The sequence below is a fragment of the Sporosarcina sp. resist genome (assembly GCF_014302295.1).
Taxonomy (GTDB): Bacteria; Bacillota; Bacilli; order Bacillales_A; family Planococcaceae; genus Sporosarcina; species Sporosarcina psychrophila.
Genome location: NZ_CP060287.1, coordinates 685,563 through 698,988 on the forward strand (window position 1 = coordinate 685,563; position 13,426 = coordinate 698,988).

Sequence of the window (13,426 nt, forward strand, 5' to 3'; positions counted from 1 at the left end):
AGCGGTTTCATGTTTGAAATAAGGTCATTAGAGGAATACATGTTGTGGATTCGACATCAAGGAGGAACTTACAGCATGAGAAAGATGGAAGAAACACAGATGGATTTGAAGAGGGAGAAAATCATCCAAAGACTTGTGAAAGATGGGGTTTTCAAACTACATGGGAAACATCTTTACGAACTCCCGCTTTACGCACTTATGAAAGCCTATATAATACGTACCGAATAATATCGTACCGGCTGGAACCATCGCATCAGCCGGTATTTTTAGCGTGTATTGTCTTATGTTTAACCAATTGAGGTAAACTAGTGCGATAAGGTTCAGAATGGTGGGGAAATCCGATGTTAGATGACAAGTTAAAAAAACTTCAAAGCGATTGGCTAGATGAAGCAACAATTTCTGCTATGCAGGTAAAGATGAGTAGCGGAGAATTATCGGCTGAAGAGCTTACGTTTATGTATATTGACACGATCTCATATAGGAACAAAAATATAAATGCAGTGCTTGAGTTGAACCCACAAGCTGTACAGATTGCTAGGGCTCTTGACGTAGAAAGACGGGAAAAAGGGATCCGTTCACTTCTTCATGGTATTCCGATTTTATTGAAAGATAATATGGGGACCCGCGACATGATGCATACGAGTTGCGGGTCACTTGCGCTTAAGGATTTCTATGCGGCAGAGGATTCTTTTCACGTTAAGAAATTACGTGATGCGGGAGCTATTATTCTCGGAAAGACGAATATGACAGAGTGGGCGAATTTTATGTCCGATCGGATGACGAACGGCTGGAGTTCACGTGGTGGTCAAGTGAATAATCCATATGGTTTATTTGATGTCGGTGGATCGAGTTCGGGGGCCGCTGCAGGCATTGCAGCAAATATGGCAGCTGTGGCAATTGGCACGGAGACGACCGGATCAATCCTTAACCCGTCAGCGCAGAACTCACTCGTTGGCATTAAGCCGACTGTAGGAACAATCAGCCGTACAGGGGTGATGCCTCTTTCGTACACACAGGATACTCCGGGGCCTATGGCAAGGACCGTACACGACGCAGCAATTACATTTAGCCTGCTGATTGGCACGGACCCAGAAGACCCTATAACAGCGGAGGCATCCCGTCTAGAAGGAATTGACTGGACGTCTGTGCTTGATAGTAGAGCACTTGAAGGTGTTCGTCTTGGCGTTGCACGAACGATTTTCGAACGAGAAGCATCTACGGAACGTTTGAACCTTTTCGATGCCGCGCTCAAAGAACTTGAGGCAGCAGGTGCTGTAATAATAGATGATGTAGAATTAGGGACAATGGAAAATGACCTCGGTTATAATGTGCTTCTCTATGAATTTAAAGCGACCTTGAATGCATATCTAGGGAAGACACCTGCAACAAATGCGATTCGTACATTGACCGATATTATCAACTTCAACAATGAGCATGCAGAAGAAACATTGAAATTCGGTCAAGTGATGCTGGAAAAAGTGGAGCGAACAAGTGGAACGCTGACGGAAAGGGCTTATATAGAGGCACTTCTCCGCAATCGTCATTTGGCAGGGGACATCGCACTTGGCAAAGCACTTGATGAGCATGCTATTCAAGCACTAGTATTTCCACAAGATCATGGATGCAGTTTCGGAGCGGCAGCGGGTTTCCCATCTGTTACTGTTCCATCAGCCTATTCCGAGGCAGGTGAACCGTTTGGCATTACATTTTCAGGGAAAGCATTTACTGAACCTGAATTAATAGGCTATGCATACGCGTTCGAACAGCGTGTCAACGCACGGAAAAAACCTTAATCAGTTTTGTCAGAAATAGAGTGTAGCAGAGCCTATTATGATAAACTGAAGGGAATAGAGTGAAAGTGGGGATAATGATGTCCTTCTTAGAAAATATGGACGAAATGTTTAAAGAAAAATGGAAGTTTGAGTACGAAATGCCAATCCAGGAGAAAATGATTCCTGAAATGCTGGCAGGTAAAGATATCGTTGCAGAGTCACCGACGGGTTCGGGCAAGACACTTGCATTTGTATTGCCACTTTTGCAATTGGTTGATGGCGATAAAAAACAAACGCAGGCGCTGATTATAACACCATCACAGGAACTGTCGATGCAAATCGTTAATGTTATCAGAGAATGGGTAACAGGAACTGGTATCACGGTTACACAACTAATTGGCGGGGCCAATATGCAGCGTCAGATTGAACAATTGAAGAAAAAACCAACAATTGTTGTTGGAACACCTGGTCGATTGGCTGAACTTATCAAGGTCAGAAAGTTGAAAATGCATGATATTCGTCACATTGTTCTTGATGAAGGCGATCAGCTTTTAGCGCGTGATCATCGTGTCGTTGTGAAAAATATGATTGAAGCGGCAAATCCGGAAAGACAAGTTATTGCCGTATCAGCGACAATTACAGATGAAATTGAAATTGTTGCTAGCAAGTTTATGAATGATCCAATCCGCATCCAAGTTGGAGCGGAAGAAATGCCGAAATCGGGTAAGGTCGTTCATTCATTTGTGAAAACGGATGCACGGGACAAAACGGATGTATTGCGTGGGATTTCTTATTTGAATGGAATTCGTGCTCTTGCATTTATTAATAATGTGGATCAGCTTCGCATGAAAGAAATGAAGCTTAGGTATAACGAAGCACCAATTGCGGTTCTTCATTCAGAAATGACGAAATTTGAGAGACAGCAAACATTGGAAAGTTTCCGTAAAGGCGAGTTGAAGATTTTGATAGCAACTGATCTTGCGGCACGAGGGCTAGACATTGATGGCTTAACACATGTTATTCACATCGACGTGCCACATACGGTTGAGCAATATTTACACCGTTCAGGCAGAACTGGACGAGCAGGCGGAGATGGGGAAGTATTGACATTGTTGTCGTACCCAGAAGAACGAGATTATCGTAAGCTGACTAAAGGAATTAAAACGGTTCAAAAAGTATGGTATAAAGGCCATCTTGCCGAAGGAAATTCAAAAACAATTGCAGCTCCTAAAAAGAAATAAGACAAGCGCAAGGGATCTATATATGTCGGGAAAATAGCACGTGTGCTGATTAACCATTTATTTGCATAAAATACTGGTGAATAGGGCTTGAAAAATCCGTTTTCACTGAATCATTTCCGGTTCGCTTTCGGCAAACTATTCACGACACATTTACCATGAGGCAAGTGTAGCTAGAAGTGACTCTGTCACTTCTAGCTACACTTTTTTCGGTAATCCTGTTGTGAATACAAGTAGCGCCCAGTAGGTGATCATGTTATTCACTGGTGATTTTTGATTAATCAATAGACGTGGGAAAATAGTTATATAAATCGAGTGAAGGCATCCCCTAGCACCGTAGTGAATTTAATGGAATACTTTATTACCACATATCTAGACAATAATAAAAAGGGCTATCCAGGAATCCAAGTGCATTGGATTTCCAGGGACAGCCCTTTTCTATATATATTGAAAGAACGCATTAGGCACTAATTATAGTTGCGTCAAAATAATTGGTTCGCCTTTTGTGACGATAATTGTATGTTCGATTTGAGCCACAAGAGATTTGTCTGGTGTAATGAACGTCCAGCCATCCCCTGATTCAATAATATGCTCTGCTTTTTCAGAGATAAACGGTTCAACTGCGAGAACCATTCCTTCTTTCAGAAGCGTCTTATCCCATGCGTCATAATAATTGAGTACATGCGAAGGTTCTTCGTGCAACGCTTTACCGATGCCGTGGCCAGTCAAGTTTTTGATGACTTTTAAGCCATTTTCTTTTGCTTCGCGTTCAACTGCTTTACCAATTTGGTTTAAGCTTGAACCTGCTTTAACTTTTGTCATTGCACGTTCAAATGCACTCTTAGCCACATCACATAATTGTTGTTTCTTATTATCGGGTGTACCGACAACAAATGAAATGCCAGTGTCAGCAAAATAACCATTGTAGGAACCTGAGACGTCAATATTAACAAGATCTCCATCTTCTATCACGCGGGAACCAGGCATACCATGGGCAACCTCACTGTTGACGCTGATGCATGTAAATCCAGGGAAATCATATTCTGCGATAGGACCTGAAATTGCACCTTTTTCTTCGAATAAGCGACCGCCGATGTCATCAATTTCTTTCGTCGTTTTACCAGGGACAGTTGCTTCTTTCATCGCTTCCCTGATTTCAGCAACAATTTTGCCGATTTTCTTTAACGCTTCAATTTCCTGTTCAGTTTTTGCAATCATTATGTTCAAATCCTTTCTTCCGTTCATTCTTTTCCATACCATACTATATCATATGGAGCTGAACAAAAAAGCCTACAAACTTAAAAAACGTTTGCAGACTGTCGAATTATTTCTTTGGGATTGTCGTACTTGTTACTTTTTTTTCTTTCATTACTTTGCGAACAATCGGATAGACGATAGGCGCCAATTTAATAGCGGTTTTTAATAATTTTCCAATATTCATTACGAATCACTCCTAAACACAGCATTTGTTACTTTTTTCCCGAATAGGTGGTTTTATAAACATTCACTTCAATACTTTAACACCTTGAAACACATTCCAAATTAGAATTGCTATGAGCAAAACTCCATAAACTAGCATGAATAAGACAGGTGTTAATTGCCAAAATCCAAAGTTACCACTAGGCATTACATTCAGGTCGTAGGTAAAGGAAAACATTGAAAAAGAAAAAATGATAAATCCTGCAATAAGAAGTACGACAGGAACAAGATGTGAAACGAGAGAGCGCTTGGCATGGTGTTTTACTTCACGGTCATCCGAAACGAAATAAATAATGACGGGTATAAGTAAAGGGGTGAAGAAGACACTAAAGTAGCATAGGGCGGCTAACAGTTTATTGTTCGACACACGAATCCCTCCATTTTAGTTTAACTATATATATATTGAGTAAATGAATCCCTAGATTAAACTTGGCGAAGAGGCCATACAAGGGTTAACTGGAGCCTGAGATTGGCGGCATCTCCTAGCGCCGCAGCGAATTTAATGGAATTCTTAATTTCAACATATATAGGATAATTATCATCCCTGTTAATCATCTTGCTTATAGGATCCCCATCTTATACAATGAACTAGACAACTAAATTACTGGAACCACAGGGGGAGCCTATTTGGCTGAGATTGGACAGCACGTCCTGACCCTTAGAACCTGTAAGATTATTCTTGCGTAGGAATGTGGATGGAAATTGACATATTCGATGTCCCATCTATTTCGGGATGTCTTTTTTTATGCCCACATCTTTCGCTGAGCTAGGAAAGGGATGAATTAATTTGGATCGGAAAAGACTTCAACTTTTACTTGAAATAGCTATTTTAGGTGCAATTTCATTTGTACTTGATCAGATTGGTTTTAAAATGCCACAGGGTGGCTCGGTTACGCTGTCAATGTTGCCGATTGTTGTCATGGCATTTAGATGGGGGATTGCAGGCGGTATGCTGACTGGCTTCGTCAGCGGGTTATTGCAACTGATGATGGGAGGCTATGTCTTTAATATAATACAGGCTGCGCTTGATTACTTCGTGGCGTACACGTTGGTTGGAGTGGCAGGTGTTACACTTGCATGGCTGTTAAGTAGTAAAGTAAAAGGCAACAAAGGCTCAATGGTTACAGCAATCGTTGTGGGGACAGTTATCGGTGGCCTACTTCGATACTTGATTCACTTCATTGGTGGAATTGTATTTTTTGCATCTTATGCACCTGAGGGACAGCCCGTATGGCTCTATTCACTCGTATACAATGCAAGTTACATGATACCTTCAATAATATTATCAGCAATTGTTGCGTCAATATTATTCACTACAGCACCGCGTCTTTTAGAGAGAAAATAGAAAATCGCCGTTCTGCCCAATGTGGGAGGACGGCGATTTTTTTAAAGGTAAGAAAGTATAAGTTGTTCTACATGGATCGATGTCTAGACTCCAGACGCCAGCCCCTGGGCCCACACGAAGTGGGTCATGCAGTGGGGAGGGATTGAGCTACATCCCTCCTTGTTGCGACAGGATGTCGCGATTTTAGACTGCCTTCCTTTAATTTCAGTCTTGCCGAAAAGGCAAAGACCGCCTTTGTCTTCAAGTCTTTCAGCGCTTGTCGGGGCTAAACAGTGTCTTGCACTTTTATTTAGGTGTGAATGACTTTCGTCTGAAGAACATGAATCCTGCGATTGTAGCTGCAAGAAATAGGGCTGCGGCAGAGACGAATAGTTCATCAGCACCGTTTTTTACAGTGATACCTATAAATGCCCATATGAAGACAGCACTAAATGCTATATCCGCGTAATGGTATAAAAAATGAAGTGCAATAGCGGTTGCGATAGTCAAGTAGATGACGGTCCATAGCGGGTCACTTAGTCCCCAACCAGACCATTCATGCAAAGTAAGGACGTAACTGATATTTGCAATGGTCGCGACAAAAACCCATCCTAGATAGACAGCAATCGGAACTCTACCATGAATATGACTATTTTTTATAGAATAAGTAAAATAAATGGTTAACAGTGTTAAAAGAAGAACCAGGTTGATAATAATTGTCCATCCGAAGAAACCAAAATGCCAAAGCAAAATCCAAGTGATATTTAATAGGCAGCTGAGCACAAACAAAACTACCCTCCGATTGAATAATGCATGATTAATGTTTACTGTGTTGCGCATAAAGCCGTATAACCAGATAGCGAGAAGCAGATAAATAACTGCCCAAATTGAAAAGGTATATCCTGCAGGTGTAAATAGTACCGGTAAACTATTAGAGATTTGCCCGGTTGTTTTTCCATTGATAGGCATTATATTCGCAGCTGCATTGACTAGAACGACCGCAATGAGCGAAAAGGTCATAATTATAATTCTAAACATATTTAAATCCTCCTACTGAATAGTATACAGAGGAATGGTGGAACCTGCGAAGGAAAGTATGAACCTTCCGTCACAATTGCATTATTTCGCATACCGAAAATTCATGTTATAATCAAGTTGTGTTTTTAGAAAATTTTGAATGAATTAAGGGGGAATAATAGTGACGCAAAAAACGTATTCTGAAGTATGGGATCTTGACGTTTTCTTTAAAGGTGGAAGTGGATCGACAGAACTACGGATACATTTGGATAGCGTAAAAGAAAAGTTAGGTTCATTAGAAGAAACGGCTTCTGCATTTGAAGTTCCTCAGTCAGCTGGTGCGTCAAAAGAAGTTGTAAACCTTATTGAATCATTAAAAGAGGTTGCACTTGACCTGTCACAGGCAGGTGCCGTTATTGGGTGTTTCCTTGCGGCGGATACAACAGATAAAAAAGCATTGCAACTGCAAGGCGAAACCGGCTCCCTTGGGGCACGTTTTTCTACAATCGGGCTTAAAATCCGACAAACGCTGGCAAAAGCAGATGAGGATACATGGAATGGATTAATGGAATCGGATGAACTGAAGGAATTTGCATTTGTACTGAATGAATGGCGTGAAGAGGTCAACCTGAAACTGTCTGAAGAAGAAGAGAGTTTGATCACGTCGCTAAGCGTAGACGGCTACCATGGGTGGGGACAGTTATACGACATGCTCGTTGGTGACATTAAAATCAAAATCGAATTGGACGGAGAAGAGAAAGAACTTTCCGTTGGGCAGGCAAATAACCTAAGTTCGCATGAGAATGCAGATGTGCGAAAGCGCTCATTTGAAGCGTTGGAAGAAGCTTGGGAAGGAAAAGAGGACTTCTTCGCATCTGCATTAAACCATATTGCGGGTTTTAGGCTTGAAGTATACAAAAAACGTGGTTGGGATTCAGTATTGAAAGAGCCACTCCTCCGAAATAGAATGAGCGAAGAGACACTTGATGCAATGTGGGGAGCAATTGGTGTAAATAAAGCCCCGTTTGTAGAATACTTGCAAGTCAAAGCGAGAATGCTAGGTACTAACAAAATGAACTGGTATGACATTGATGCGCCAGTTACAGCATCAACAAAGAAGATGTCGTATCAAGAAGGTGCAGAATTCATCCTAAAACACTTTGGAGAGTTTGGTCCTGAATTGGAAGCCTTTTCTCGCCAGGCGTTTGAAGATAGCTGGATCGAAGCGGAAGATCGCCCGAATAAACGTCCAGGTGGTTTTTGTACGGGTATGCCAGCATCCGAACAATCCCGTATCTTCATGACTTACAGCGGAACAATGTCGAACGTTGCAACACTTGCCCATGAATTGGGTCACGCGTTCCATTCATATGCACTGCGTCCAGTGCATTGGATGAACCGCCAATATGCGATGGGCGTAGCTGAAACGGCATCGACATTTGCAGAGATGATTGTCGCAGATGCTGCTGTAAAAGCCGCGGAAACGAAGGATGAAAAGATTGCATTACTGGAAGATAAAATTCAACGTAGTGTTGCATTCTTTATGAATATCCATGCGAGATTCCTTTTTGAGACGAGATTTTATGAAGAACGAAGAAATGGCATCGTGTCGGCTGAAAGATTGAACGAGTTAATGGCAGAAGCGCAGAAAGAAGCTTACGGAGACGCTCTTAATACGGTACATCCACACTTCTGGGCGTCGAAACTCCATTTCTACATTACGGGCGTGCAATTCTATAATTTCCCGTACACATTCGGCTATTTGTTCTCCCTTAGCATCTATGCAAAAGCTTTAGAAGATGGAGAAGGATTTGAACAGAAATATATGGCGCTTTTACGGGACACTGCGGTTATGAGTGTTGAAGACCTTGCGATGAAGCATCTTGGTGAGGATATTACGAAACAAGAGTTTTGGGCAAAAGGCGTAGCGTTATGCATAAAAGATGTTGAGGAGTTCTTGGAACTTACTTCGGTAAAAGGGTGAATATGAATTGATTTTGCTTGAAGGGCAAACTTGTTATTTACGAATATTGACAGAGGAAGACGCATTTAGCTTCACGGAATTACTTAGCGCTAATAAAGAATACTGGTCTATTTTCGAACCGCGGCACGAAAGTAGTTATTTTACCGTGGCTGTCCAAAGAGAGAAAATAAGGGAGTCAATTTATCAAATGCGGGACCGAAGGGAATATAACTTCGGTATCTTCGAAAAGGCAACAAGTAGGCTAATTGGTCATATCTCGCTTTACAGTATTAAAAGACTTCCTTTTTCCAGTGGTTTTGTCGGCTATTCAATCGATGAGCGTGAAACGGGTAGGGGAATTGGTACGGAAGCGGTTCGTCTTGTTACTAATTTTTCATTCGATAAAGTCGCTTTACATCGGATCGAGGCATATGTCTCACCCCGTAATAGCGGCTCGTTAAAAGTACTGGAGAGGTCTGGGTACTTCCAAGAAGGACTGCTGCGCAAACTCCTTTATATCAATGGTGTCTGGGAAGACCATTATATCTACGCTATTGTGGAGGATGATTTTTGAAAGGGTAAGACCGCATTGCGGAAATTAATAGCTAAAATAAAAAGCCGATTCCTGTAAATAGGAATCGGCTTTTGTTTATTTCCCGGGAAATGCGTCGATTTTAATCATTGGAATTGTGCATATAGCCATCTATGATGATATCGAGCTTCCCAGTATTAGGGTGGACGACAAGTCCGTGAACGGCTACTTTTTTGTCCATAAGGGGATGATTTCGTACAGCATCCACACTCATCTTGACGCTTTCCGTCACATCGCCAAACCCATGTAACCAATCTTCCATGTCTACACCGGAGTACTTGAGAGTTTTAAAGATATTTTTATCAATCCCGCGATGGACCATTTTTTCTATAATGAGACCTGTATCGACAGCACTCATTCCACAATCGTGATGCCCGACAATGTAAACTTCATCAGCTTGCAAATCATAAACTGCTACAAGCAAGCTTCTCATAATGCCGCCAAATGGGTGTGTGACGACTGCACCGGCGCTTTTAATAATTTTAGCATCGCCATTTTTTAAGTTCATCGCCTTAGGCAACAACTCAGTCAGTCTTGTATCCATACATGTTAATATTACAATTCGCTTATCGGGAAACTTTGTTGTTGCGTATTGTTCATATTGTTTTTCAGCTACAAATGTATCATTAAAATCAAGTATTTCTGAAAGAATTGTCATCGTATACTCCCATTCTGTAAGTTTTTATTTATCATACTTGAAAATATGTAAAAAGAAAAGAGCTGCCTAAAGGCAACTCTTAGAAGTTTGTGTCTGGTTTTGGATCAATTGTTGAAGAATCGGCGGAAATCATAGCCGAAGACAGAAAGTGCATTGTGAACATAGCTGTTATACCAAGGCAAACCATAAAGCCGATAACTGTAGTGAACATCAAGCCCATATATATGACCCCTCTCAAAATTATTAGTTTAGGTACTATCATCAGTATACAGTAAAAACCCAAATTATTTAAGGGGTTCATGAAATGTTTTACCTAATTGTGACGATTATTAGAAAGCCCAGTTGCCATGGCTGAACACAGGTTCTGAAGAGCCATCATCATTAATTCCATCAATATCCATTTCCCCAGAACCAACCATGAAGTCTACATGTGTGATACTTTGGTTTAAGCCATGTTTTACGAGATCTTCACGTGCCATCGTTTTGCCACCCTCAATACAAAATGAATAGGCACTGCCGAGCGCAAAGTGATTCGATGCATTTTCATCAAACAATGTATTATAGAAAAGCAGACCCGATTGAGAAATTGGTGATGCATGTGGAACAAGTGCGACTTCACCAAGATGTTTTGCACCTTCATCTGTATCAATTAGACGTTGCAAGACTTCTTCACCTTGTTCGGCTGAAATCTCAGTTACTCGTCCATCTTTAAATGTTAATTTGAAGTTATCGATGATATTTCCACCATAGCTTAACGGTTTTGTGCTTGATATAAAGCCGTTGACGCCCGTTTTTAGAGGGACAGTGAATACTTCCTCTGTTGGCATATTAGCCATGAAAGTATCTCCCTTCTCATTGACGCTACCGGCTCCACACCACAAGTGACCTTCGGGCAATTCTACAATCAGGTCAGTACCTGGCGCTTTGTAATGAAGTTTGCGGTATCTTTTGTTATTTAAGTAATCGACTTTGGCATGCAGATGGTTGTCATGATTAATCCACTCTTGCACTGGGTCTTGCTTGTCTGTACGTACTGCTTTAAAAATTGCAGTCCAAAGTGCCGAAATCTGTTCTTCTTCTGGGAGCTCTGGGAACACTTTTGCTGCCCATGCTTTTGAAGGGGTGGCGATGACTGTCCAGCTGATTTTATCAGACTGTACATACTGCCGATATTTGTCGAGTGCCTGTCCAGTGGCTTTTTGTGAGTCGGCAATGCGCGATGGCTCAATTCCTTTTAATAAGTCAGGACTTTGGGACACGATACTCATGAATGCAGCACCTTTTTCTGCAAGTGTTTCGCGTTCCATTACTTTCCATTCAGGGAATTCAGCAAAAGAATCAGCTGGAGCTTTTTCATAACGCAGTCGGGAAATCGTGTCATCGGACCAATCAACAAATACTTGACGTGCACCCGCATCATAAGCTTTTTCAGTTACAAGACGGACAAATTCCGTTGTTTCTGTTGAAGCACTGATATAAAGGTATTGATTTGGTTGAATATTGACCCCAACCTTTACTGCAAGTTCAGCATAGCGGGATAATTGTTTTTCGAAAGTAGACATAAATAAAAACTCCTTCCTCTATCTTCTATAATAGTACCAATTTATAGGCCCGGCCTGCAACGTCAAATGTATTGAAAAAGTTAATCTTCATCTCCACGGATTGTTAGTTTAGCCATTAGGGTTTTTACAGGATAAATTGTGACAGTATGAAAACTTGCATATATTTATTACTTCTGTTCACCTAAAGAATAGGCCGGAGATGCCGAAATAAGAAGAAGAATGGAATACTTGGAGGGTCAACTTATGGATTTATCAACAGTAATTGGTCTAGTATTAGGGTTTGTTGCACTTCTTGTCGGTATGACGATGAAAGGTGTCCCGGTAGATAGCTTATTTAATATGGCAGCTATACTAATAATAATTGTAGGAACACTTGCAGCTGTTATCATTGCATTTCCAATGAATGAGTTAAAACGTGTACCTAAATTATTTGGCGTACTTTTTAAAGAACAGAAACTTGCTTCCGATTCCGATATTATCCGTATGTTTTCGAGTTGGGCAGATATTGCGCGACGTGAAGGATTATTATCGCTTGAAGCAAAAACTGATGAAATTAATGATCCGTTTTTGAAAAATGGATTGGGCCTCGCAATTGATGGGCAAAATGCCGATTATATTCGTGATGTGTTAAGTGAAGAAGTGGAGGCCATGGAAGATCGGCATTCTGCCGGAGCACAAATATTCTCACAGGCTGGCACGTACGCGCCGACACTAGGGGTTCTCGGGGCAGTCGTAGGTCTGATTGCAGCACTTGGGAATTTGAATGATATCGATGCGCTTGGTCATGCGATTTCGGCAGCTTTTATTGCGACATTGCTTGGTATTTTTACTGGATATGTACTTTGGCATCCATTTGCGAATAAATTAAAACGTAAATCGCACGAAGAGGTCAGACAGAAGAAAATGATGATTGAAGGGGTCCTCTCCGTTCTTGAAGGGGAAGCACCGCGCATTATTGAGCAGAAGCTGTCTTCTTATCTATCTGCGGAAGAACGCCGAAAGCTAGCTGTTACAAACAATAGTGATAAGGGGGCTGGGGAGTTTGTCGAAGAGACGTAAGAGAAAAAAGGATGACCATCATATAGATGAGTCGTGGCTTTTGCCATACTCCGACCTTATGACTCTTCTTCTCGCGTTATTCATCGTGCTATTTGCCTCAAGCTCGGTAGATGAATTCAAACTTAAACAGATGTCAGCGGTGTTCAGTGAAATATTTGATAGTGGACAAGGTGTGATGGATAATGCGGCGCCTACACCTGTGCCGATACCGAAGGATTCGGTTGGTAGCAACGATGAGAATACATCCTATATAGAAGATCAGAAGTCACTTGGTGAAATCCAGGATAGAGTAGATGAGTATATTGCGGTGAATGAACTGGAGAATCAGTTCGAAACCAAACTGACGGATGAAGGGTTATTAGTGACAATTAGAGACAGTATCCTCTTTAGTCCAGGAATGGCAGATATCAATCCTGAATATATAGGGATTGCAGATGATATTGCGGAACTTCTTGTTTTTGACCCACCTCGTCATATCGTCGTCACTGGCCACACGGATAATGTTCCGATTGGAAATGCTCAATTTCAATCGAACTGGGAGCTTAGTGTAATGAGAGCGGTGAATTTCTTGAAAAGTATTGTGAGAAATGAAGAGATCAATCCACTTTTATTCAGTGCGAAAGGATACGGCGAGTTTCAGCCAATCGAATCAAATGAAACAGCTGATGGAAGAAGTAAAAACCGTCGGGTAGAAGTATTGATCCAGCCACTTGTACTAGAAGATGGAACTGCATTTGAATAAATTTATCCAAAGAAAAAAGA

14 protein-coding genes and 1 riboswitch are annotated in these 13,426 nt (G+C 41.4%); of the genes, 8 read left to right on the forward strand and 6 right to left on the reverse strand.

Features of this window, described 5'->3' with window-relative positions; genetic code table 11:
- Nucleotides 1–75 precede the first annotated feature (75 nt).
- From fbpA to H7992_RS03345, 3 genes are all read left to right on the forward strand, one after another.
- Entirely contained in the window at nucleotides 76–228 is a 153-nt protein-coding gene (gene fbpA, locus H7992_RS03335) for a Fur-regulated basic protein FbpA (protein ID WP_156475951.1), read from the forward strand.
- 113 nt (nucleotides 229–341) lie between these two features.
- Nucleotides 342–1,793 carry an amidase family protein gene (locus H7992_RS03340; protein ID WP_187046638.1) on the forward strand — a complete coding sequence of 484 codons (1,452 nt, stop codon included), beginning with the start codon at nucleotides 342–344 and terminating at the stop codon, nucleotides 1,791–1,793.
- A 77-nt stretch (nucleotides 1,794–1,870) separates the two neighbouring features.
- Nucleotides 1,871–3,013: a DEAD/DEAH box helicase gene (locus tag H7992_RS03345; protein WP_067205742.1), complete on the forward strand. Its 1,143-nt coding sequence runs from the start codon at nucleotides 1,871–1,873 to the stop codon at nucleotides 3,011–3,013.
- Between the two features lie 468 nt (nucleotides 3,014–3,481).
- On the opposite strand, the gene map is transcribed toward H7992_RS03345, so the two are convergent.
- The 3 genes from map to H7992_RS03355 all read right to left on the reverse strand — a co-directional run bounded on the left by map (nucleotide 3,482) and on the right by H7992_RS03355 (nucleotide 4,856).
- The gene (map, locus tag H7992_RS03350; protein ID WP_067205745.1) at nucleotides 3,482–4,228 is read right to left on the reverse strand and encodes a type I methionyl aminopeptidase; all 747 of its coding nucleotides are present in this window, start codon (nucleotides 4,226–4,228) and stop codon (nucleotides 3,482–3,484) included.
- Between the two features lie 106 nt (nucleotides 4,229–4,334).
- Nucleotides 4,335–4,451 carry a hypothetical protein gene (locus tag H7992_RS24565; RefSeq protein WP_231885760.1) on the reverse strand — a complete coding sequence of 39 codons (117 nt, stop codon included), beginning with the start codon at nucleotides 4,449–4,451 and terminating at the stop codon, nucleotides 4,335–4,337.
- Between the two features lie 63 nt (nucleotides 4,452–4,514).
- The gene (locus H7992_RS03355) at nucleotides 4,515–4,856 is read right to left on the reverse strand and encodes a magnetosome magnetite crystal formation protein family (RefSeq protein ID WP_187046639.1); all 342 of its coding nucleotides are present in this window, start codon (nucleotides 4,854–4,856) and stop codon (nucleotides 4,515–4,517) included.
- A gap of 238 nt (nucleotides 4,857–5,094) precedes the next feature.
- Nucleotides 5,095–5,196, forward strand: a riboswitch (TPP riboswitch).
- Nucleotides 5,197–5,276: 80 nt separating this feature from the next.
- Between H7992_RS03355 and thiT the strand changes: the two genes are divergently transcribed.
- Nucleotides 5,277–5,834 (forward strand): energy-coupled thiamine transporter ThiT, encoded by a 558-nt coding sequence (gene thiT, locus H7992_RS03360; RefSeq protein WP_187046640.1) that lies wholly within the window; start codon nucleotides 5,277–5,279, stop codon nucleotides 5,832–5,834.
- Nucleotides 5,835–6,119: 285 nt separating this feature from the next.
- Here thiT and H7992_RS03365 read toward each other — a convergent pair whose 3' ends face one another.
- Nucleotides 6,120–6,851 (reverse strand): tryptophan-rich sensory protein, encoded by a 732-nt coding sequence (locus H7992_RS03365; RefSeq protein WP_187046641.1) that lies wholly within the window; start codon nucleotides 6,849–6,851, stop codon nucleotides 6,120–6,122.
- Nucleotides 6,852–7,011: 160 nt separating this feature from the next.
- On the opposite strand from H7992_RS03365, the gene H7992_RS03370 reads away from it, so the two are divergent.
- The gene (locus tag H7992_RS03370) at nucleotides 7,012–8,814 is read left to right on the forward strand and encodes a M3 family oligoendopeptidase (RefSeq protein ID WP_187046642.1); all 1,803 of its coding nucleotides are present in this window, start codon (nucleotides 7,012–7,014) and stop codon (nucleotides 8,812–8,814) included.
- Between the two features lie 7 nt (nucleotides 8,815–8,821).
- On the forward strand, nucleotides 8,822–9,367 hold the full coding sequence (locus H7992_RS03375) for a GNAT family N-acetyltransferase (protein WP_067205759.1): 546 nt from the start codon (nucleotides 8,822–8,824) through the stop codon (nucleotides 9,365–9,367).
- A gap of 100 nt (nucleotides 9,368–9,467) precedes the next feature.
- On the opposite strand, the gene H7992_RS03380 is transcribed toward H7992_RS03375, so the two are convergent.
- Nucleotides 9,468–10,043, reverse strand: coding sequence for a beta-class carbonic anhydrase (locus H7992_RS03380; RefSeq protein WP_067205761.1), 576 nt, complete (start codon nucleotides 10,041–10,043; stop codon nucleotides 9,468–9,470).
- Between the two features lie 329 nt (nucleotides 10,044–10,372).
- Nucleotides 10,373–11,605, reverse strand: a complete 1,233-nt coding sequence (locus tag H7992_RS03385; protein WP_187046643.1) for an aminopeptidase — start codon at nucleotides 11,603–11,605, stop codon at nucleotides 10,373–10,375.
- Nucleotides 11,606–11,848: 243 nt separating this feature from the next.
- Here H7992_RS03385 and motA point away from each other — a divergent pair, with 243 nt between their 5' ends.
- Both motA and motB read left to right on the forward strand, forming a co-directional pair.
- Nucleotides 11,849–12,664 (forward strand): flagellar motor stator protein MotA, encoded by an 816-nt coding sequence (gene motA / locus H7992_RS03390; protein ID WP_187046644.1) that lies wholly within the window; start codon nucleotides 11,849–11,851, stop codon nucleotides 12,662–12,664.
- Nucleotides 12,648–13,406, forward strand: coding sequence for a flagellar motor protein MotB (gene motB / locus H7992_RS03395; RefSeq protein ID WP_187046645.1), 759 nt, complete (start codon nucleotides 12,648–12,650; stop codon nucleotides 13,404–13,406). The genes motA and motB overlap by 17 nt, the downstream gene beginning before the upstream one ends.
- Nucleotides 13,407–13,426: the final 20 nt, after the last annotated feature.